Source organism: Streptomyces sp. NPDC048257 (genome assembly GCF_043201855.1).
GTDB lineage: Bacteria > Actinomycetota > Actinomycetes > Streptomycetales > Streptomycetaceae > Streptomyces.
In genome coordinates this window covers 12,451-32,253 of record NZ_JBICZI010000028.1, presented here as the reverse complement: position 1 = coordinate 32,253, position 19,803 = coordinate 12,451, and the positions used below count along the sequence as shown (strand labels likewise).

General features: G+C 70.9%; 20 protein-coding genes. 6 read left to right on the top strand and 14 right to left on the bottom strand.

What is annotated here, in order from left to right:
- Window positions 1-3 precede the first annotated feature (3 nt).
- The 11 genes from nuoK to ACGFZK_RS32955 are packed head-to-tail and all read right to left on the bottom strand — an operon-like array spanning window position 4 to window position 10,681.
- On the bottom strand, window positions 4-303 hold the full coding sequence (nuoK, locus tag ACGFZK_RS33005) for an NADH-quinone oxidoreductase subunit NuoK (protein WP_030864698.1): 300 nt from the start codon (window positions 301-303) through the stop codon (window positions 4-6).
- On the bottom strand, window positions 300-1,106 hold the full coding sequence (locus ACGFZK_RS33000; RefSeq protein WP_393852532.1) for an NADH-quinone oxidoreductase subunit J: 807 nt from the start codon (window positions 1,104-1,106) through the stop codon (window positions 300-302). The genes nuoK and ACGFZK_RS33000 overlap by 4 nt, the downstream gene beginning before the upstream one ends.
- A complete protein-coding gene (nuoI, locus tag ACGFZK_RS32995) occupies window positions 1,103-1,699 on the bottom strand; it encodes an NADH-quinone oxidoreductase subunit NuoI (protein ID WP_393852531.1) in 597 nt (198 codons plus the stop codon). The genes ACGFZK_RS33000 and nuoI overlap by 4 nt, the downstream gene beginning before the upstream one ends.
- A gap of 3 nt (window positions 1,700-1,702) precedes the next feature.
- A complete protein-coding gene (nuoH, locus tag ACGFZK_RS32990) occupies window positions 1,703-3,070 on the bottom strand; it encodes an NADH-quinone oxidoreductase subunit NuoH (protein ID WP_393852530.1) in 1,368 nt (455 codons plus the stop codon).
- The gene (locus ACGFZK_RS32985) at window positions 3,067-5,571 is read right to left on the bottom strand and encodes an NADH-quinone oxidoreductase subunit G (protein ID WP_393852529.1); all 2,505 of its coding nucleotides are present in this window, start codon (window positions 5,569-5,571) and stop codon (window positions 3,067-3,069) included. Before ACGFZK_RS32985 ends, nuoH begins: the two co-directional genes overlap by 4 nt.
- Window positions 5,568-6,944 (bottom strand): NADH-quinone oxidoreductase subunit NuoF, encoded by a 1,377-nt coding sequence (gene nuoF, locus ACGFZK_RS32980; protein ID WP_393852528.1) that lies wholly within the window; start codon window positions 6,942-6,944, stop codon window positions 5,568-5,570. Before nuoF ends, ACGFZK_RS32985 begins: the two co-directional genes overlap by 4 nt.
- Window positions 6,944-7,699 (bottom strand): NADH-quinone oxidoreductase subunit NuoE, encoded by a 756-nt coding sequence (gene nuoE, locus ACGFZK_RS32975; RefSeq protein ID WP_393852527.1) that lies wholly within the window; start codon window positions 7,697-7,699, stop codon window positions 6,944-6,946. The genes nuoF and nuoE overlap by 1 nt, the downstream gene beginning before the upstream one ends.
- Window positions 7,696-9,036 carry an NADH-quinone oxidoreductase subunit D gene (locus ACGFZK_RS32970; protein WP_393852526.1) on the bottom strand — a complete coding sequence of 447 codons (1,341 nt, stop codon included), beginning with the start codon at window positions 9,034-9,036 and terminating at the stop codon, window positions 7,696-7,698. Before ACGFZK_RS32970 ends, nuoE begins: the two co-directional genes overlap by 4 nt.
- Entirely contained in the window at window positions 9,036-9,755 is a 720-nt protein-coding gene (locus ACGFZK_RS32965) for an NADH-quinone oxidoreductase subunit C (protein WP_393852525.1), read from the bottom strand. The genes ACGFZK_RS32970 and ACGFZK_RS32965 overlap by 1 nt, the downstream gene beginning before the upstream one ends.
- A complete protein-coding gene (locus ACGFZK_RS32960; RefSeq protein ID WP_123079911.1) occupies window positions 9,752-10,306 on the bottom strand; it encodes an NADH-quinone oxidoreductase subunit B family protein in 555 nt (184 codons plus the stop codon). Before ACGFZK_RS32960 ends, ACGFZK_RS32965 begins: the two co-directional genes overlap by 4 nt.
- Window positions 10,307-10,321: 15 nt before the next feature.
- On the bottom strand, window positions 10,322-10,681 hold the full coding sequence (locus ACGFZK_RS32955) for an NADH-quinone oxidoreductase subunit A (protein ID WP_030010013.1): 360 nt from the start codon (window positions 10,679-10,681) through the stop codon (window positions 10,322-10,324).
- Between the two features lie 836 nt (window positions 10,682-11,517).
- Here ACGFZK_RS32955 and ACGFZK_RS32950 point away from each other — a divergent pair.
- Window positions 11,518-12,345, top strand: a complete 828-nt coding sequence (locus tag ACGFZK_RS32950; RefSeq protein WP_393852524.1) for a C40 family peptidase — start codon at window positions 11,518-11,520, stop codon at window positions 12,343-12,345.
- 115 nt (window positions 12,346-12,460) lie between these two features.
- Here the strand turns inward: ACGFZK_RS32950 and ACGFZK_RS32945 are convergent, their stop codons facing one another.
- A complete protein-coding gene (locus ACGFZK_RS32945; RefSeq protein WP_393852523.1) occupies window positions 12,461-13,420 on the bottom strand; it encodes a hypothetical protein in 960 nt (319 codons plus the stop codon).
- A 23-nt stretch (window positions 13,421-13,443) separates the two neighbouring features.
- The gene (locus ACGFZK_RS32940) at window positions 13,444-13,854 is read right to left on the bottom strand and encodes a hypothetical protein (protein ID WP_393852522.1); all 411 of its coding nucleotides are present in this window, start codon (window positions 13,852-13,854) and stop codon (window positions 13,444-13,446) included.
- A gap of 252 nt (window positions 13,855-14,106) precedes the next feature.
- Here ACGFZK_RS32940 and ACGFZK_RS32935 point away from each other — a divergent pair, with 252 nt between their 5' ends.
- The 5 genes from ACGFZK_RS32935 to ACGFZK_RS32915 all read left to right on the top strand — a co-directional run bounded on the left by ACGFZK_RS32935 (window position 14,107) and on the right by ACGFZK_RS32915 (window position 18,460).
- On the top strand, window positions 14,107-14,559 hold the full coding sequence (locus ACGFZK_RS32935; protein ID WP_393852521.1) for a hypothetical protein: 453 nt from the start codon (window positions 14,107-14,109) through the stop codon (window positions 14,557-14,559).
- The gene (locus ACGFZK_RS32930) at window positions 14,556-16,100 is read left to right on the top strand and encodes a peptidoglycan-binding protein (protein WP_393852520.1); all 1,545 of its coding nucleotides are present in this window, start codon (window positions 14,556-14,558) and stop codon (window positions 16,098-16,100) included. Before ACGFZK_RS32935 ends, ACGFZK_RS32930 begins: the two co-directional genes overlap by 4 nt.
- 5 nt (window positions 16,101-16,105) lie before the next feature.
- Complete coding sequence (locus ACGFZK_RS32925) at window positions 16,106-16,819, top strand: ABC transporter ATP-binding protein (protein WP_393852579.1); 714 nt, start codon at window positions 16,106-16,108, stop codon at window positions 16,817-16,819.
- Complete coding sequence (locus ACGFZK_RS32920) at window positions 16,816-18,093, top strand: ABC transporter permease (RefSeq protein ID WP_393852519.1); 1,278 nt, start codon at window positions 16,816-16,818, stop codon at window positions 18,091-18,093. The genes ACGFZK_RS32925 and ACGFZK_RS32920 overlap by 4 nt, the downstream gene beginning before the upstream one ends.
- A gap of 61 nt (window positions 18,094-18,154) precedes the next feature.
- Window positions 18,155-18,460, top strand: coding sequence for a hypothetical protein (locus tag ACGFZK_RS32915; protein WP_393852518.1), 306 nt, complete (start codon window positions 18,155-18,157; stop codon window positions 18,458-18,460).
- A gap of 54 nt (window positions 18,461-18,514) precedes the next feature.
- Here ACGFZK_RS32915 and ACGFZK_RS32910 read toward each other — a convergent pair whose 3' ends face one another.
- A complete protein-coding gene (locus ACGFZK_RS32910) occupies window positions 18,515-19,798 on the bottom strand; it encodes a geranylgeranyl reductase family protein (RefSeq protein ID WP_393852517.1) in 1,284 nt (427 codons plus the stop codon).
- Window positions 19,799-19,803 lie beyond the last annotated feature (5 nt).

Sequence of the window (19,803 nt, the reverse complement as noted above, 5' to 3'; positions counted from 1 at the left end):
CCCTTACAGCTTCATCAGGCTGGCGTCGTCGACCGAGGCCGAGTGGCGGGTACGGAACAGCGACACGATGATCGCCAGGCCGACCACGACCTCCGCGGCGGCGACGACCATCGTGAAGAACGCGATGATCTGGCCGTCGAGGTTGCCGTGCATCCGGGAGAACGCGACGAAGGCGAGGTTGCAGGCGTTGAGCATCAGCTCGACGCACATGAACAGCACGATCGCGTTCTTGCGGATCAGGACCCCTGCGGCACCGATGGTGAACAGCAGGGCCGCCAGGTACAGGTAGTTGACCGGATTCACTTCGAGGCCTCCTCACGGCCGAGGCGCTCCGAGGAGGCCTGCTCCAGCGCCTTGAGGTCGTCGAGCGCCTCGCTGGAGACGTCCCGGATCTGGCCCCGGGCACGCAGCGTCCGGTTGACGGTCAGCTCGGACGGGGTGCCGTCCGGCAGCAGACCGGCGACGTCCACCGCGTTGTGCCGGGCGTAGACGCCGGGCGCGGGGAGCGGCGGGAGCTGGACGCCCTCGCGGACGCGCTTCTCGGCGAGCTCGCGCTGGGTGGCGGCCCGTTCGGTGCGCTCGCGGTGGGTGAGCACCATCGCGCCGACGGCCGCCGTGATCAGCAGTGCGCCGGTGATCTCGAAGGCGAAGACGTACTTGGTGAAGATCAGCTGGGCCAGGCCTTCGATGTGCCCGCCGGAGTTGACCCGGCCGAGCCCGGTGAAGTGGGTGAGCCCGGCGTTGGCGATGCCGGCGATCAGCAGGGCGCCGAAGCCGAGACCGCACAGCACGGCCCACCAGCGCTGGCCCTTGATGGTCTCCTTCAGGGAGTCGGCGGCGGTGACGCCGACGAGCATGACCACGAAGAGGAAGAGCATCATGATGGCGCCGGTGTAGACGATGACCTGGACGACGCCCAGGAAGTACGCCCCGTTGGCGAGGTAGAAGACGGCCAGGATGATCATCGTCCCGGCCAGGCTGAGGGCGCTGTGCACGGCCTTCTTCATCAGGATCGTGGCCAGGGCGCCGATGACGGCGACCGTGCCGAGGATCCAGAACTGGATCGCCTCGCCCGTGGAGGTCATGGAGGCGGCGACGGTGCTCATGCGCCCACCTCCTCGGACTGCCCGTTCTCCGGGGCGACTTCGCCCTTGGAGACGGCGACCTGGCGGACCGTGCCCGGGGCGGCCCCGGTCACCAGTCCGCGGTAGTAGTCCGTGTCGTCCGTACCGGGGAAGATCGAGTGCGGTGCCTCGACCATGCCCTCGGTGAGACCGGAGAGCAGCTGCTCCTTGGTGTAGATGAGCGATTCGCGGCTGGAGTCGGCCAGTTCGAACTCGTTCGTCATGGTCAGCGCCCTCGTCGGGCACGCCTCCACGCACAGCCCGCACAGGATGCAGCGGGCGTAGTTGATCTGGTAGACGCGGCCGTACCGCTCACCCGGGGAGTAGCGCTCCTCCTCGGTGTTGTCCGCGCCCTCCACGTAGATGGCGTCGGCGGGACAGGCCCAGGCACACAGCTCGCACCCGATGCACTTCTCCAGACCGTCGGGGTGCCGGTTGAGCTGATGCCGTCCGTGGAAGCGGGGGGCGGTCGTCTTCTGCTGCTCCGGGTACTGCTCGGTGAGGCGCTTCTTGAACATGGCCTTGAAGGTCACGCCGAAGCCCGCCACCGGGTTCTGCCACTTCTCGTCGGACATCTCTCAAGCCTCCTCTCGGTCACTGTCAGTATTCGTCCCGCCACTGACAATCAGCTCCCGCTCGTTGCGGGGCCGCCTGCGGGGTACGGGTGCCAGGTGCTGGCCGGGCTTCGGCGGTACGGGGAATCCGCCCGCCAGCGGGTCGAAGGGCTCGGCGTCGTTCACGGCCTCCGCGGCCGCCGCCTTCTCCCGCTTGTCGCGGAAGAGGTCCGCGACGAAGGAGAGCAGCAGGATCGCCACGACGGCGCCGCCGACGTAGAGGACGATCTCGCTGAAGTCGTACGCCTCGTTGCGCAGCGCCCGGACGGTGGCCACCAGCATCAGCCAGACCACCGAGACCGGGATCAGGACCTTCCAGCCGAGCTTCATCAACTGGTCGTAGCGCACGCGGGGCAGCGTGCCGCGCAGCCAGATGAAGAAGAACAGCAGCAGCTGCACCTTGATGACGAACCAGAGCATCGGCCACCAGCCGTGGTTCGCGCCCTCCCAGAAGGAGCTGATCGGGTACGGGGCCCGCCAGCCGCCCAGGAAGAGGGTGACCGAGACCGCCGAGACGGTGACCATGTTGACGTACTCCGCCAGCATGAACAGCGCGAACTTGATGGACGAGTACTCGGTGTTGAAGCCGCCGACCAGGTCGCCCTCGGACTCGGGCATGTCGAAGGGGGCGCGGTTCGTCTCGCCGACCATCGTGATGACGTAGATGATGAAGGACACCGGCAGCAGCACGATGAACCAGCGGCCCTCCTGGGCCTCCACGATCGCCGAGGTCGACATCGACCCGGAGTAGAGGAAGACCGAGGCGAAGGCCGCGCCCATCGCGATCTCGTAGGAGATCATCTGCGCGCAGGAGCGCAGGCCGCCGAGGAGCGGGTAGGTCGAGCCGGAGGACCAGCCGGCCAGCACGATGCCGTAGATGCCGACCGAGGCCACCGCGAGGATGTAGAGCATCGCGATGGGCAGGTCGGTCAGCTGCATCGTGGTGCGCTGGCCGAAGATGGAGACCTCGTCGCCCGGCGGCCCGAAGGGGATCACCGCGATGGCCATGAAGGCCGGGATCGCCGCGATGATCGGGGCCAGGACGTAGATGACCTTGTCGGCCCGCTTGACGATCAGGTCTTCCTTGAGCATCAGCTTCACGCCGTCGGCGAGCGACTGGAGCATGCCCCAGGGGCCGTGCCGGTTCGGGCCGATGCGCAGCTGCATCCAGGCGACGACCTTGCGCTCCCACACGATGGAGAAGAGCACGGTCACCATCAGGAAGGCGAAGCAGAAGACCGCCTTGAGGAGGACGAGCCACCAGACGTCCTGGCCGAACAGGGACAGGTCCTCGGCGGCCACTTGCACGAAGTCACCGTGTACCGCGTTCACGCGTCCACCTCCGCAGTGGTGCCGCCTGCGCCGGCCGGGGTCGCCGGGCCGATGCGTACGAGGGTGCCCGGGCGGGCTCCGGCGTCGGCGAGGACGCCGGAGCCGGTGGAGTTCAGCGGGAGCCAGACCACGCGGTCGGGCATCTCGGTGATCCGGAGCGGGAGTTCCACGGTGCCGGCCGGACCGGTGACCGCGAGGAGGTCGCCGTTCTTGACGCCGGTCTCGGCGGCCGTGGCGGCCGACAGCCGGGCGCTCGCCTCGTGCCGGGTGCCGGCCAGGGCGTCGTCGCCGTCCTGCAGCCGGCCCAGGTCGAGCAGGAGCCGGTGGCCGGCGAGGACCGCCTCGCCGCTGCCCGGGCGGGGCAGCCGCGCGGTGTCCGCGCTCTGTTCGGCGGCTCGCTCCCCGCCCCACGGGCCGAGCCGGTCGATCTCCCGGCGTACGGCGTGCACGTCGGGCAGGGCGATCGGCCGGTCGGCGGCGTCGGCCAGCATGTGCAGCACGCGGGCGTCGGCCGGGGCGAGCCGGCGGGTCATCTGGTCGGGCTTGAGCGCGGCCTCGAACGGCCGGACCCTGCCCTCCCAGTTGATGAAGGCGCCCGCCTTCTCGGCGACCGCGGCGACCGGCAGGACCACGTCCGCGTGGGCGGTGACCTCGCTGGGCCGCAGTTCCAGGGAGACCACGAAGGCCTCCTGGAGGGCGGTGCGCGCGCGGGCCGGGTCCGGCAGGTCGGTGACCTCGACGCCCGCGACGAGCAGGGCCGAGAGCTCCCGGGTCGCCGCGGCCTCGATGATCTGGCCGGTGTCGCGGCCGTAGCGGTGCGGCAGTTCGTCCAGCCCCCAGGCGGCGGCGACCTCGGCGCGCGCCCGCGGGTCGGTGGCCGGACGGCCACCCGGCAGCAGCGACGGCAGCGCGCCCGCCTCGACGGCCGCCCGCTCACCGGCCCGGCGCGGGATCCACACCAGGGCGGCCCCGGTGACGCCGGCGGCTCGTACGGCTGCGGTCAGCGCGCCCGGCACGCCGGCGAGGCGCTCCCCGACGAGGATGACCGCGCCGGGCAGGCGCAGCGCGTCGGCGGCTTCGGTGCCTCCGGTCTCCAGGCCGGTCCGGGAGGCCAGCGCGTCGAGCCACTCGGGCTCGGTGCCGGGGGCGGCGGCCAGCAGGGTGCCGCCCGCCTTGTCCAGGCCGCGGGTGGCGAAGGGGGCGACGGAGAAGGTCCGCTGCTTGTGCTTGCGGTGGGCCTTGCGCAGCCGCAGGAAGACGCCCGGGGCCTCTTCCTCCGCCTCGATGCCGACGAGCAGCACCGCCGGGGCGGCTTCCAGGGCGGTGTACGAGAGCCACCGTCCGCCGAGGTCGACCCCGTATCCGGCGACCTCCGAGGCCAGGAACTCGGCCTCCTCGGCGCTGTGCACGCGGGCCCGGAAGTCGATGTCGTTGGTGTCGAGCACCACCCGCGCGAACTTGGCGTACGCGTAGGCGTCCTCGACGGGGAGGCGGCCGCCGGTCAGTACCCCGGCCCGGCCGCGCGCGGCGGCGAGGCCGTTCGCCGCGGCCTCCAGGGCCTCGGGCCAGCTCGCCGGCTCCAGCACCCCGGCGGCGTTGCGCACCAGCGGGGTGGTCAGCCGGTCCGGGCGCTGCGCGTAGCGGAACCCGAAGCGGCCCTTGTCGCAGAGCCATTCCTCGTTGACCTCGGGGTCCTCGGCGGCGAGGCGGCGCAGCACCTTGCCGCGCCGGTGGTCGGTACGGGTCGCGCAGCCGCCCGCGCAGTGCTCGCACACGCTCGGGGAGGAGACGAGGTCGAAGGGGCGGGAGCGGAACCGGTAGGCGGCCGAGGTGAGGGCGCCGACGGGGCAGATCTGGATGGTGTTGCCGGAGAAGTACGACTCGAAGGGGTCGCCCTCGCCGGTGCCGACCTGCTGGAGCGCGCCCCGCTCCAGCAGCTCGATCATCGGGTCGCCGGCGATCTCGTTGGAGAAGCGGGTGCAGCGCGCGCACAGCACGCACCGCTCGCGGTCCAGCAGTACCTGGGTGGAGATCGGGACCGGCTTCTCGTAGGTGCGCTTCTTGCCCTCGAACCGCGATTCGGCGTTGCCGTGCGACATCGCCTGGTTCTGCAGCGGGCACTCGCCGCCCTTGTCGCAGACCGGGCAGTCCAGCGGGTGGTTGATGAGCAGCAGCTCCATCACCCCGCGCTGGGCCTTGTCGGCGACCTCGGAGGTCAGCTGGGTCTTGACGACCATGCCGTCGGTGCAGGTGATGGTGCAGGAGGCCATCGGCTTGCGCTGGCCCTCGACCTCGACGATGCACTGGCGGCAGGCGCCGGCCGGGGAGAGGAGCGGGTGGTCGCAGAACCGGGGGATCTCGATGCCGAGCTGTTCGGCGGCCCGGATCACGAGCGTGCCCTTGGGCACGGACAGCTCGACGCCGTCGATGGTGAGGGAGACGGTGTTCTCCGGCGGAACCGCCGCTCCGCCCCCGGAGGCCGCCGTAGTGGTGACGGTCATGCGTTCACCTCCGTGTCGGCCCAGAGGGTCGACTTCCTGGGGTCGAAGGGGCAGCCCTTGCCCGTGATGTGCTGCTCGTACTCCTCACGGAAGTACTTGAGCGAGGAGAAGATCGGGCTGGCCGCGCCGTCACCGAGCGCGCAGAAGGACTTGCCGTTGATGTTGTCGGCGATGTCGTTCAGCTTGTCGAGGTCGGACATGACGCCCTTGCCGGCCTCGATGTCGCGCAGCAACTGGACCAGCCAGTAGGTGCCTTCGCGGCAGGGGGTGCACTTGCCGCAGGACTCGTGGGCGTAGAACTCGGTCCAGCGGGTGACGGCCCGCACCACGCAGGTCGTCTCGTCGAAGCACTGGAGGGCCTTGGTGCCGAGCATCGAGCCGGCGGCGCCGACGCCCTCGTAGTCGAGCGGCACGTCGAGGTGCTCGTCGGTGAACATCGGGGTGGAGGAGCCGCCGGGGGTCCAGAACTTCAGCCGGTGCCCGGGCCGCATCCCGCCGCTCATGTCGAGCAGCTGGCGCAGGGTGATGCCGAGCGGGGCCTCGTACTGGCCGGGTCCGACGACGTGCCCGGAGAGCGAGTACAGCGTGAAGCCGGGGGACTTCTCGGTCCCCATCGACTTGAACCAGTCCTTGCCCTTGTTCAGGATCGCGGGAACCGAGGCGATGGACTCCACGTTGTTGACGACAGTGGGGCACGCGTAGAGCCCCTCGACGGCAGGGAAGGGGGGACGCAGCCGCGGCTGACCGCGTCGGCCTTCGAGGGAGTCGAGCAGCGCCGTCTCCTCGCCGCAGATGTACGCGCCCGCGCCCGCGTGCACCGTGATGTCGAGGTTGCGCCCGGTGCCGTCGATGTCCTTGCCGAGGTATCCGGCCGCGTACGCCTCGCGCACGGCCTCGTGCAGGCGCCGCAGTACGGGCACCGTCTCCCCGCGCAGGTAGATGAAGGCGTGCTCCGAGCGGATCGCGTAGCAGGCGATGATCATTCCCTCGATGAGGGAGTGCGGGTTGGCGAAGAGGAGGGGGATGTCCTTGCAGGTTCCCGGCTCCGACTCGTCCGCGTTCACCACGAGGTAGTGCGGCTTGCCGTCGCCCTGCGGGATGAACTGCCACTTCATCCCGGTGGGGAAGCCCGCGCCGCCGCGGCCGCGCAGACCCGAGTCCTTCACGTACGCGATGAGGTCGTCCGGGGTCATCGCGAGCGCCTTGCGCAGGCCCTCGTACCCCTCGTGCCGCCGGTAGGTCTCCAGCGTCCACGACCGCGGCTCGTCCCAGAAGGAGGACAGCACGGGCGCGAGGAGCTTCTCCGGGCTCGTCCCGCCCCCGGCCTCCGGCCGGGAGGCACCCCCGTTGCTCAGCTCGGAAGACACGGACATCACTCCCCTCCCTCGGCGGCGGCCTCGCCACGCGGGTGGACGATCGAGGTGTGCGCGGACTCGCCGCGCGCGATGCGCAGCCCGATCAGGGAGGCGGGCCCGGCGCCGCCGGTCGCCTCGACGGCGCCCTCCCGCTCGTCCGGGAAGCCGGCGAGGATCCGGGCGGTCTCCTTGTAGGTGCACAGCGGCGCGCCCCGGGTCGGCGAGACCTCGCGCCCGGCCAGCAGGTCGTCGACCATGGCCTTGGCGGATGCGGGGGTCTGGTTGTCGAAGAACTCCCAGTTGACCATCACCACGGGGGCGAAGTCGCAGGCCGCGTTGCACTCGATGTGTTCGAGGGTGACCTTGCCGTCGGGGGTGGTCTCGTTGTTGCCGACCCCGAGGTGCTCCTGGAGCTCCTCGAAGATGGCGTCGCCGCCCATGACCGCGCACAGGGTGTTCGTACAGACTCCGACCTGGTAGTCGCCGGAGGGCCGCCGCCGGTACATCGTGTAGAAGGTCGCCACGGCCGTGACCTCGGCGGTGGTCAGGCCCAGCACCTCGGCGCAGAAGCGGATGCCCGTGCGCGAGACGTAGCCCTCCTGCGACTGGGTCAGGTGCAGCAGCGGCAGCAGCGCGGAGCGGCTGTCGGGGTAGCGGGCGATGACTTCCCTGGCGTCGGCTTCGAGGCGCTCGCGTACCTCCGCCGGAAAGTCGGGGGCCGGCAGCTGGGGCATGCCCAGTGAGACCCCTTGGTTCGAAGGACTGGCGGTCATCGGTCGACGCCTCCCATCACGGGGTCGATGGAGGCGACGGCGACGATGACGTCGGCGACCTGGCCGCCCTCGCACATCGCGGCCATGGCCTGCAGGTTGGTGAAGGACGGGTCGCGGAAGTGGACCCGGTAGGGGCGGGTTCCGCCGTCGGAGACCACGTGGACGCCGAGCTCTCCCTTGGGCGACTCGACGGCCGCGTACGCCTGGCCGGCCGGGACCCGGAAGCCCTCGGTCACCAGCTTGAAGTGGTGGATGAGGGCCTCCATGGAGGTGCCCATGATGTTCCTGATGTGGTCGAGCGAGTTGCCGAGGCCGTCGGGGCCCATCGCCAGCTGCGCCGGCCAGGCGATCTTCTTGTCGGCGACCATCACCGGTCCCGGCTCCAGGCGCTCCAGGCACTGCTCGACGATCCGCAGCGACTGGCGCATCTCCTCCAGGCGGATCAGGAACCGCCCGTAGGAGTCGCAGGTGTCGGTGGTCGGCACGTCGAACTCGTAGTTCTCGTAGCCGCAGTACGGGTCCGACTTGCGCAGGTCGTGCGGCAGGCCGGCGGAGCGCAGGATCGGGCCGGTGGCGCCGAGCGCCATGCAGCCGGTGAGGTCGAGGTAGCCGACGTCCTGCATGCGGGCCTTGAAGATGGGGTTGCCGGTGGCGAGCTTGTCGTACTCCGGCAGGTTCTTCTTCATGGTCTTGACGAACTCGCGCAGCTGGTCGACGGCGCCCGGGGGCAGGTCCTGCGCGAGGCCGCCGGGGCGGACGAACGCGTGGTTCATGCGCAGCCCGGTGATCAGCTCGAAGACGTCGAGGATCAGCTCGCGGTCGCGGAAGCCGTAGATCATGATCGTGGTCGCGCCCAGCTCCATGCCGCCGGTGGCGATGCACACCAGGTGGGAGGAGAGCCGGTTGAGCTCCATCAGCAGGACGCGGATGACGGTGGCGCGGTCCGGGATCTGGTCGGTGATGCCGAGCAGCCTCTCGACGCCGAGGCAGTACGCCGTCTCGTTGAAGAACGGCGTCAGGTAGTCCATGCGCGTCACGAACGTGGTGCCCTGCGTCCAGTTCCGGAATTCGAGGTTCTTCTCGATGCCGGTGTGCAGGTAGCCGATGCCGCAGCGGGCCTCGGTGACCGTCTCGCCGTCGATCTCCAGGATCAGGCGCAGCACGCCGTGGGTGGACGGGTGCTGCGGACCCATGTTGACGACGATCCGCTCGTCGTCGGCCTTGGCCGCGGACTGGACGATCTCGTCCCAGTCGCCGCCGGTGACGGTGTAGACGGTGCCCTCGGTCGTCTCGCGCGCGGAGGCGTGATCGGCGGAGGCGTTGTTTGACGTGGACATCAGCTGTACGACCTCCGCTGGTCGGGAGCCGGGATCTGGGCGCCCTTGTACTCGACGGGGATGCCGCCGAGCGGGTAGTCCTTGCGCTGCGGGAAGCCCTGCCAGTCGTCCGGCATCATGATCCGGGTGAGGGCCGGGTGCCCGTCGAAGATCAGGCCGAAGAAGTCGTACGTCTCGCGCTCGTGCCAGTCGTTGGTCGGGTAAACGGCGACGAGCGAGGGGACGTGCGGGTCGCTGTCCGGGACGGACACCTCCAGCCGCAGGATCCGGCCGTGCGTGAGCGAGCGCAGGTGGTAGACGGCGTGCAGCTCGCGGCCCTTCTCGTCCGGGAAGTGCACCCCGGAGACGCCGGTGCAGAGCTCGAAGCGCAGGGCCGGGTCGTCGCGCAGGGTGCGCGCAACCCGCACGAGGTGCTCGCGGGCGATGTGGAAGGTGAGCTCGCCCCGGTCGACCACCGTCTTCTCGATGGCGTTCTCGGGGACCAGGTCCTGCTCCTCCAGGGCGCCTTCGAGCTCGTCGGCCACCTCGTCGAACCAGGAACCGTAGGGCCGGCTCGTCGCGCCGGGCATGACCACGGTCCGCACCAGGCCGCCGTAGCCGCTGGTGTCGCCGCCGTTCGCGGCACCGAACATGCCCTTGCGGACGCCGATGACCTCGGGGCCCTGCCCGCGCGGCGCAGGGACGTTGCTGCCGTTCTCCGGCTCTTGGGTCTCGCTCACCGGAGCAGCCCCTTCATCTCGATGGTGGGGAGGGCCTTGAGGGCCGCCTCCTCCGCCTCACGGGCCGCCTCTTCCCGGTTCACGCCGAGCTTGGATCCCTGGATCTTCTGGTGGAGCTTGAGGATCGCGTCCAACAGCATCTCGGGGCGCGGCGGGCAGCCGGGCAGATAGATGTCCACCGGGACGATGTGGTCGACGCCCTGGACGATCGCGTAGTTGTTGAACATTCCGCCCGAAGATGCACAAACACCCATGGAGATGACCCATTTGGGAGCGGGCATCTGGTCGTACACCTGCCGCAGCACCGGCGCCATCTTCTGGCTGACGCGACCGGCCACGATCATCAGATCGGCCTGGCGCGGGGAGCCGCGGAAGACCTCCATGCCGAAGCGGGCCAGGTCGTACCGGCCCGCTCCGGTGGTCATCATCTCGATGGCGCAGCAGGCCAGGCCGAAGGTCGCCGGGAAGACGGACGACTTGCGCACCCATCCCGCGGCCTGTTCGACGGTGGTCAGCAGAAAGCCGCTCGGCAGCTTCTCTTCCAGTCCCATGGAAAATTCAGCCCCTCAGTCCCATTCCAGGCCGCCGCGGCGCCACACGTAGGCGTAGGCGACGAAGACGGTGAGCACGAAGAGCAGCATCTCGACGAGCCCGAAGATCCCCAGGGAGTCGAAGGTGACGGCCCAGGGGTAGAGGAAGACAACCTCGATGTCGAAGACGATGAAGAGCATCGCCGTCAGGTAGTACTTGATGGGGAAGCGGCCACCGCCGGCCGGCATCGGCGTCGGCTCGATGCCGCACTCGTAGGCTTCAAGCTTTGCCCGGTTGTACCGTTTTGGGCCGATCAGCGTGGCCATGACCACGGAGAAGATCGCAAACCCTGCGCCGAGGGCGCCGAGCACGAGGATGGGCGCGTACGCATTCACGCTCCTCGCTCCTTCCAGTCGTCCTTGACCGTTGGACCGCTGCCGGCGCCGCGTGCCCCGCCTCGCGAAGATCACGCTTTCGATCAAGCGCTTGCATGTGAGGCAGTTCACAAGCCGGACTGCTGCGCATCCTATGCCCGCTCGTCTGTGATCTGCGACACGGGTTGCAACACCGAGTTTGTGATCTCCACCACCTGACGAACGATCATGAAGCCCGATGAGTGGTGATCTTCATACGCGAAGCATCCACATGATCACCAAAGGTGACATCCGTGCTCGTTACCGCAGGTAGAAGGCCGATCGCCCTATCAACGATGCCCCGTGCAGGCAAATTGGCAAGCGGGGCGCACGGATGATAAAGGGATCCGCGTCGCCCGGTCGGGGGACCCCATGCGTACGGAGATGGACATGGGGCATAAGCGGATCGAATGCGGGGCGCACGGGAGCTCCGGCGGCCGCGAGTGGGACTGCACGCGGGATCGCGCGGGGACCGGCCGAGTGCGTGCATCCGTTCACGAACCCCCGGACCTCTTCACAGGAAGGTCACGGGAGGGGCACAGCGTCCGCATGGCGTGACGTTGCTGTGACCTGCGCCACTCCGAATCAGGCGTTCCGAAAGAGGGCTTGGCCATCTGTGTGACGGGATGGTAGGTCACAGATCATTTCGGACTTAATACCGAAACCCCATGATCACAGCCCTGTGAGGGCCTGTCCGTTTCGCCCGTTACGGCGTCAATAAGAAGCGAGACGCGCCCGGTTAGCGGCCTTCGCGCGCAACTGTGGCGCAACCCACGTTTCTTGAAGGGAACCCGCACGCCCTGATAGCGGTTGTCCTCATGTCCCACACCGCTCACATACCCAGCCACCGGAAGCCCCGCCGCAGCGCCTCGAAGCTCGCGGTCCGCGCCGGAGTTGCCGGTGGCGTCCTCAGCACCCTCGCCATGGCCGGCACCGCGAGCGCGTCCCCGTCCGCCGAGCCCGTGGCCGAGACGACGCTCGAAATGCCGGTCCTCAACCTGGATCTGGGCGCCGAGGTCTCCTCCGCCGTCACCAAGGCCGCCGAGAACACCCGCCTCGCGGCCGTCGAGGGCGAACTGACGGCCCTGGAGGAGAGCGCCCGTACCGGCGCCGCCGCCGAGGCCAAGCAGGCCAAGGAAGAGGCCCAGAAGAAGGCTGACGCCGAGAAGAAGGCGAAGGACGAGGCCGACCGCAAGGCCGAGGCCGAGCGTTCCAGCCGCGACTCCGACCGCACCTCGCTGAAGAGCGCTTCCGCTCCGCAGGGTTCCGGCACCGTCTCCGCTCCGGCCACCGGCTCGGCCGCGGCCATCGTCAACTTCGCCCGCGCGCAGGTCGGCAAGGCGTACGTGATGGGCGGCACCGGCCCGTCCTCGTTCGACTGCTCCGGTCTCGTCCAGGCCGCCTACCGCCAGGCCGGCATCTCCCTGCCGCGCATGTCCCAGGCCCAGTCCTCGGCCGGCACCTCCGTGTCGCTGAACGCCCTGCAGCCGGGTGACATCCTGTACTGGGGCTCCAAGGGCAGCGCCTACCACGTCGCCATCTACGTCGGCGGCGGCAAGTTCGTCGGCGCGCAGAACCCCAGCACCGGCATCGTCGAGCGCAACCTCAGCTACGACAAGCCGACGGGCGCCGTCCGCGTCCTCTGAGCCCCGCTCGGTTCCCGGCACCTGACACGGCCAGGGGCCGGTACTCCCCCGCTCGGGGGTGGAGTGCCGGCCCCTGGGCCGTTCTTCGCGCTTCCCGCGGCGCCGGGCCCTGCGCTCAGCCCAGGGAGGCCGCCAGCTTGAAGCGGGCCTCCCGCTGCCGCTCGTAGAGCGCGAGGGTCTCGGCGTGCTCCTCGACGAGGCGCTCCTGGTAGGCCTTCTCGACGGCGGCCCAGATCCCGACGAGGTTCACCTCGCGCTTGCACGCGACATCGGCCTTGGCCGCCGTGACGGCCTTCGGCCCACCCTTGTCGTTCTCCAGGCCCAGCTTCTCGATGACCTCGTACGGCGTGCCGACCCCGCCGTATCCCGACTTGTCCATGCAAGTCGACCATTTCTTCAGCACGTCGACGACCCGGGAGTCCTGCCGGGACCGCTCGTGCGCCTCCGAGGCCAGCCCGAACGTGAAGAGCAGGTCCACGCTGTCCTTGGTCGGTGCGTACAGCTTGCGGTACCCCTCCCGCCCGCACCCGCCGGCCGGCACCTTCTGCCCGGCCGCCGTCAGACCGCTGTCGACCGTCGCGGCCTCCTCCTCGGTGTTCGCGTCGGGGGCCGGGGCCCCCGACGCTCCCCGCTGCTCGCCGTACATCACGACGTGCGCGCTGTCGCTCAGCTGCGGGGCCGGGGGCTTGGCCGGCGCCCCCTCCCCCGCGGACTTGTCGTACCCGTGGGCCGCCGCGTACACGGGATCGGCCAGGCCGAACAAGTACCGGTGCCGGTCCTCGGCCGCCCCTCCGCCGGAGGGTGCGGCCGCCTTCACCCCCTCGTACGTGAATCCGTACCGGGCCATGCACCGGGACACCAGCATCTGCTGGGCCTGGCCCATGCGGCTCCGCTCCGCTTCGGAGTCCGTGTACGCGTCCATGGGGAAGGTCAGCGTGGCCGTCGGCGGACTGACCCCGACGGGACCGAGGTCCGGCTCACCACCCTCCTCGCCGGTGGCGCCGGAGCACCCGGCGAGCACTGCGGTCAGCAGGACGGCCGGGGCGGCCGAGCGGAGACGCCTGGCGGGACGCATCGCGTGGAACTCCTTCATCCGGATCAGGGGTGGAGGGTGAAGGTGGCCGAGCTGATCTTGTTCTTGAAGTTGGTCGAGGCGTTTCCGGAGTAGCCGGACGGGATCTCACCGACATTGCCGTCGATGTTCGCGTCGGTGGCGACCTTCCAGGCGTAGACGTCACGGTTCTTGTAGGACTCCGTGTTGTCGTTCACGAGGGACGTGCCGCCCGTGCACCCGCTCTTGAAGTAGTTGTCGTTGAAGTTCAGGTCCTCGCCGTACAGGTCGAAGACACAACCGGCCTGGTACTGGTTGTAGAAAAGACCGAACTCGTCGACTTCCAGATTTCCGTCCTTACCGTAGGCCGCCGCAGGTCCGGCCGCACCCAGGAGAATCGCGGCCACCGATACGGCGGCGACGCCGCCCGTGGTCAGCGAACGGAATACCTTGTTCATGATCTGCTCCTCTGCAGGTGAATGAGCGACGCCGAGCCGAGTTGCGGTCACGACTCCCCGTCCGGCCGGATTCAACAGGTCCGGGCGCCCTGAAACCAACCCCTTTCTCACCTGATGGACAGTCACATGTAGTTACTGTCCAGGAACTTGTGTCCGCACGGGCGGCTATCTACTATCGCCCGGCGCGCTCTCCTCGCACTTCTCGTACGGGCGCGCCGATCCCACTTCTCCGGCCGCAAGGGAACTCCCGTCGTGCGCGCACGCCATTTCGCTCCACTGCTCCTCATATGCATTTCACTCACGGCGTGCGGCGGCGGGGAAAAGGAGCCCAAGGCAAGCGATAGTCCGCCCCCCACCGCCGAGGAAATCGCTTACCACGACTGCCTGAAGAAGCAGGGCGTCGCCATCGTCTACACCGATTACGGCGCGCCTCGCGTGGACAAGACGAAGCCCTGGAACGAAGCGGCGCACAAGGCCTGCGAGTCGATGCTGCCGCCGCGGCCGAAGCCGGATCCGGTCGCCCCCGAACAACTCGCCGCAGCGCAGAAGGAAGCCGCGTGCCTGCGGGCCGAAGGTGTCTCCTGGTACCCGGACCCGGACCCGGTCACCGCCGAGATCGACCAGACCAAGGGCACTCCCGAGCAGTGGAGCGCGCTCAAGCGCGACCACGTCGAGGCGTTGAAGAAGTGCCGGACGCACAAATGACCGAACTGGAACACGTCGTGCGGCACACCGAGTCCCCGGCGGAACCCGGGGACCGCGCCGCCCCCGGCGACGACCGGGACGACCGGAGCGGGCTGGCGCGGGGGCGGCGCGTGGTCCTCGGAGTCGTCGGCGGGGCCGCGCTGATGGCGGTCGGCGGACTGCTGGCCACCACGCTGGTGAAGTCCCCGGCGCAGGTGGCCGCGGAGACCGGACCGCCCGCACAGGGGGCCCTGACCGCCGAGGTCGAGCGGCGGGTGCTCGCGCAGACCGTGGTGATGCGCGGGACCGTGGCCGCCGACCAGAGCGTCGCCGTGTCCCCGCAGGGCATGCGCTCCGGCGAGGGCGCCGGGGCCGCGGTGGTGACCAAACTGCCGCTGAAGGCCGGGGACCCGGTCACGGCGGGGCAGCTGATCGCCGAGGTGTCCGGGCGCCCGGTGTTCACCCTGCACGGCGCGCAGCCGATGTACCGGGACCTGAAGCCGGGGGCCACCGGCGACGACGTCACGCAGCTGCAGCAGGCGCTGCGCGAGCTCGGGCACGGCGTCGGGGCCGACGCGAAGGGGGTCTTCGGGGCCGGTACCAAGGCCGCGCTCGCCGCCCGCTACCGGGCCATCGGGTACGAGCCGCTGCCCGCGGTCGCCGACGGGGGCGCGGCGCTCAAGTCGGCGCGGGAGGCCGTACGGTCCGCCACGTGGGCCGTGGAGGACGCGAGCGCCCCGGTCGGCACACCCGCGGAGCCCGGCTCCGGCAAAGGCGGGGCGACGGCCACGCCGAGCCCCGGGACAGGCTCCGGGTCCGGGTCCGGCCGGGAGCTTGCGCGGGCGCGGCAGGCGCTCGGCGAGGCCCAGGCAGCACTCGCGGCCGCCGAGGCCGCCGACGGGCCGATGCTGCCCGCCGCCGAGACCGTCTTCCTGGGCTCCCTCCCGGCCCGGGTCAGCTCCCTCGGTGCCCGCGCGGGATCCCCCGTGTCCGGGCCGGTGCTCACGCTCTCCGCCGGGGAACTCGTCGTCGAGGCCTACCTCAAGGACGACAAGCGGCAGCTGCTGCGCGCCGGCATGGCCGTGGTGATCTCCTCCGAGGTCTCCGGCACCGATGCCCGCGGCAAGGTGGCTTTGGTCGCCACCGAGCGGTCCGCCGCACAGCCCTCCGGAGAGCAACCGCAGCAGGGCCAGGACCCCAAGGGCGGCGGCAGCTCCGCCGGGGGCGGCGGCGCCGACCTCGGCTACCGGATGGTGGTGCGCCCCGACCAGCCGCTGCCCGCAGGCTTCGCCGGGCAGGACGTCCGGCTGACCATCGAGTCCGCCGCCACCGACGGCGAGGCCCTCGTCGTCCCGGTCACCGCCGTCTCGGCGGGCGCGGACGGACGTACGGTCGTCACCGCCGTCTCCGCCGACGGCACCCAGCGGCGCATCGAGGTGCGTACCGGCACCAGCGGCGACGGCTTCGTGGCCGTCACCCCGGCCCGGGCGGGCGCACTGGCCGCCGGGACCAGAGTGGTGATCGGCGCCGCGCCCCGGCAGACCCCGGGGAAGTCCGGGTGAGGCTCCTGCGGCCGCAGCCTCGGCAGAGCCCCCGGTCTCCGGGCGACGGCGACAGCCCCGTGATCGAGCTCCGCGGGGTCGGCCTCACCTACCCCGGGCCGCCGCCCGTCGAGGCCCTGCAGCCCTGCGACCTGACCGTCCGGCGCGGCGAGTTCATCACCGTCGTCGGCCCCTCCGGCTCCGGGAAGTCCACCTTCCTCAACGTCGCCGGACTGCTCGACTCCCCCACCAGCGGCCGGTACCTCCTCGACGGGATCGACACCGCCGCCCTCCCCGACCGGGAGCGCACCGCTCTGCGCGGCCGCCGGATCGGCTTCGTCTTCCAGTCCTTCCACCTGCTGCCCCACCGGTCCGCCCTGGAGAACGTCACCCTCGCCATGCTCTACACCGGAATCCCGCGCGCCGAGCGCCTCGTACGCGCCCGCGAGGCTCTGGACCAGGTCGGTCTCGGGCACCGGGCCGGGGCCGTGCCGGGGCGGCTGTCGGGCGGCGAGCGCCAGCGCGTGGCCATCGCCCGCGCCCTGGTCGGGCGGCCCTCGCTGCTGCTGTGCGACGAGCCGACCGGCAATCTCGACTCCGCCAACGCCGCTTCCGTCCTCGGGCTGCTGGACGAACTGCACGGAGCCGGAATGACCGTCCTCGTGATCACCCACGACCCCGAGGTGGCCCGGCGCGGACACCGGACGGTCACCATCCGCGACGGGCGGCTCCACCCGTGAGCGCCCCCGGCGCCCCGAGCGCCCCGGTCGCCCCCGCACGCAGCACCGCCGCACGCAGCGCCGTCGCACCGACCCGGCTGTCCGTGCGCGACGCCCTGGCCGAGGCCGTCGCCGGCATGCTGCGCCGCCCCGGCCGGGCCGTGCTCACCGCCCTCGGCACCGTCCTCGGCGTCGGCAGCTTCGTGGCCGTACTCGGCCTCACCGCCACCATCTCCTCGCAGATCGACGGCAGGTTCAACGTCCTGACCGCCACCGAGGTCAGCATCGAGGACGTCGCCGCCCAGCAGAACGAGTTCTCCGGACCCGGCTTCCCCGCCGACGCCGAGCAGCGGCTGCGCGCCGTCTCCGGCATCGAGCACGCCGGGGTGCTGTGGACGGTGCGGCTCGACTCGCGGACCACGGTCGGCTCCCTGCCCTCCGGGGCCGGGGACCCCACCACCGGCGCGGCCGTCGTCGCCGCCTCTCCCGGGGCCGTCGCCGCCCTCGTACCGACCCTCCAACAGGGGCGGCTCTACGACGACTTCGCCGAGCGCGGCCACGAGCGCGTCGTCGTCATCGGCAGCGGGCTCGCCGCCCGCCTCGGCATCACCACCCTGGCCACCCGGCCCGCCCTCTACATCGGCCAGGAGCCCTTCACCGTGGCGGGCATCGTCGCCGACCTCGAACGCCGGCCCGAGCACCTGATGTCCGTCCTCGTCCCGCGCGCCACCGCCGAACAGCTCTGGGGGCCACCGGCACCCGGGGCCGCGAACATGCTGATCGCCACCGAACTCGGCGCCGCCCGGCAGGTCGCCGGCCTCGCCCCGCTCGCCCTGCGCCCCGACCACCCCGAGTACCTCAAGGCCGTCCCGCCGCCCGACCCGCGGATGCTGCGCTCCGGTGTCACCGCCGACCTGAGCGCGCTCTTCCTGCTGCTCGCCGGGATCTGCCTGGTCATCGGCGCGGTGGGGATCGCCAACACCACCCTGGTCGCCGTACTGGAACGGACCGGCGAGATCGGGCTGCGCCGTGCGCTCGGTGCCCGGGGCCGGCACGTCTCGGCCCAGTTCCTCACCGAGTCCGCGGCCCTCGGGGCCCTCGGCGGCCTGGTCGGGACCTCGCTCGGCGAGCTGACCGTGGTCGCCGTCTCCCTCGCCCGGGACTGGACCCCGGTGATCCATCCGGTCACCGTCGCCGCGGCCCCGCTCACCGGCCTGGTCACCGGACTGCTGGCCGGGCTCTACCCCGCCTGGCGGGCGGCCCGTGTGGAACCGGCCGAAGCCCTGCGAAGATAGCGGGCGGCGCGCCCCTGACCGTCAGAGCCGACCCGACCCGCCCCCGGAGGTGGTGGTCCCCGTGAACCCGAAGTCGTACGAATCCCACGGCGCCGGCGACCCCACCGCCGTCCCGGCCGCGCTCGGCCTCGGCCTGCTCGCCGTCGGCGGCTGGCTGCTGACGACCGCCCGCCCCTGGCAGAAGCCCGGCCACCCGCTCACGCTGGGCCTCGGCTGGACCGCCTCCGGGGCGCTGCTGGTGTGCGGGCTGATCCTGCTGGCCAGGTGCGTACGTACCGTCCACGGCCGCCCGGACACCGAAACGGGAACGGGCCCGGAATCCGGCACCGGAGCGCACCCCGGCACCGGCACGGACACGGCCGGCTGAGCGGCCGGCCCGGCGGCGCCCACGCGGACGCCGCCACCACCGCCCGGCCCCGGCTCAGGCCTTCGGGGCCACCTTGGAGAGGCCGTTGATGATGCGGTCCATCGCGTCACCGCCCGTCGGGTCGGTCAGGTTGGCCAGCATCTTCAGGGTGAAGCGCATCAGCACCGGGTGGGTCAGACCGCGCTGAGCCGCGATCTTCATCACCTTCGGGTTGCCGATCAGCTTCACGAAGGCGCGGCCCAGCGTGTAGTAGCCGCCGTAGGTCTCCTTGAGCACCTTCGGGTAGTTGTGCAGCGCCAGCTCGCGCTGCGCCGGGGTGGCCCGGGCCTGCGCCTGCACGATGACGTCGGCCGCGATCCGGCCCGACTCCATGGCGTACGCGATGCCCTCGCCGTTGAACGGGTTGACGAGGCCGCCCGCGTCACCGACCAGCAGCAGGCCCTTGGTGTAGTGCGGCTGCCGGTTGAAGGCCATCGGCAGGGCCGCACCGCGGATCGGCTGCGTCATGTTCTCCGGGGTGTAGCCCCAGTCCTCCGGCATCGAGGCGCACCAGGCCTTGAGGACCTCGCGCCAGTCCAGCTCCTTGAAGGCGGAGGAGGAGTTGAGGATGCCGAGGCCGACGTTGGAGGTGCCGTCGCCCATGCCGAAGATCCAGCCGTAGCCGGGCAGCAGCCGGTCCTGCGGGCCGCGCCGGTCCCACAGCTCCAGCCAGGACTCCAGGTAGTCGTCGTCGTGCCGCGGCGAGGTGAAGTACGTCCGCACGGCCACGCCCATCGGGCGGTCCTCGCGCCGGTGCAGGCCCATCGCCAGGGACAGCCGGGAGGAGTTCCCGTCGGCCGCGACGACCAGCGGGGCGTGGAAGGTGACCGGGGTCTTCTCCTCGCCCAGCTTCGCCTGCACGCCGGTGATGTGGCCGGTGCGCGCGTCGCGCACGGGCTCGCCGACGGTGCAGCGCTCGTACAGCCGGGCGCCGGCCTTCTGCGCCTGGCGGGCCAGGGTCTCGTCGAAGTCGTCCCGCTTACGGACGAGTCCGTAGTCCGGGTAGGAGGCGAGTTCCGGCCAGTCCAGCTGGAGCCGCTGCCCGCCACCGATGATCCGCAGACCCTTGTTCCGCAGCCAGCCGGCCTCTTCGGAGATGTCGATGCCCATCGCCACCAGCTGCTTGGTGGCGCGCGGAGTCAGGCCGTCGCCGCAGACCTTCTCGCGCGGGAACGCCGTCTTCTCCAGCAGCAGGACGTCCAATCCGGCCTTGGCGAGGTAGTAGGCGGTGGTCGAGCCGGCGGGCCCGGCCCCGACGACGATCACGTCCGCGGAGTGTTCGGAGAGGAGCTCGGTCACTGCGG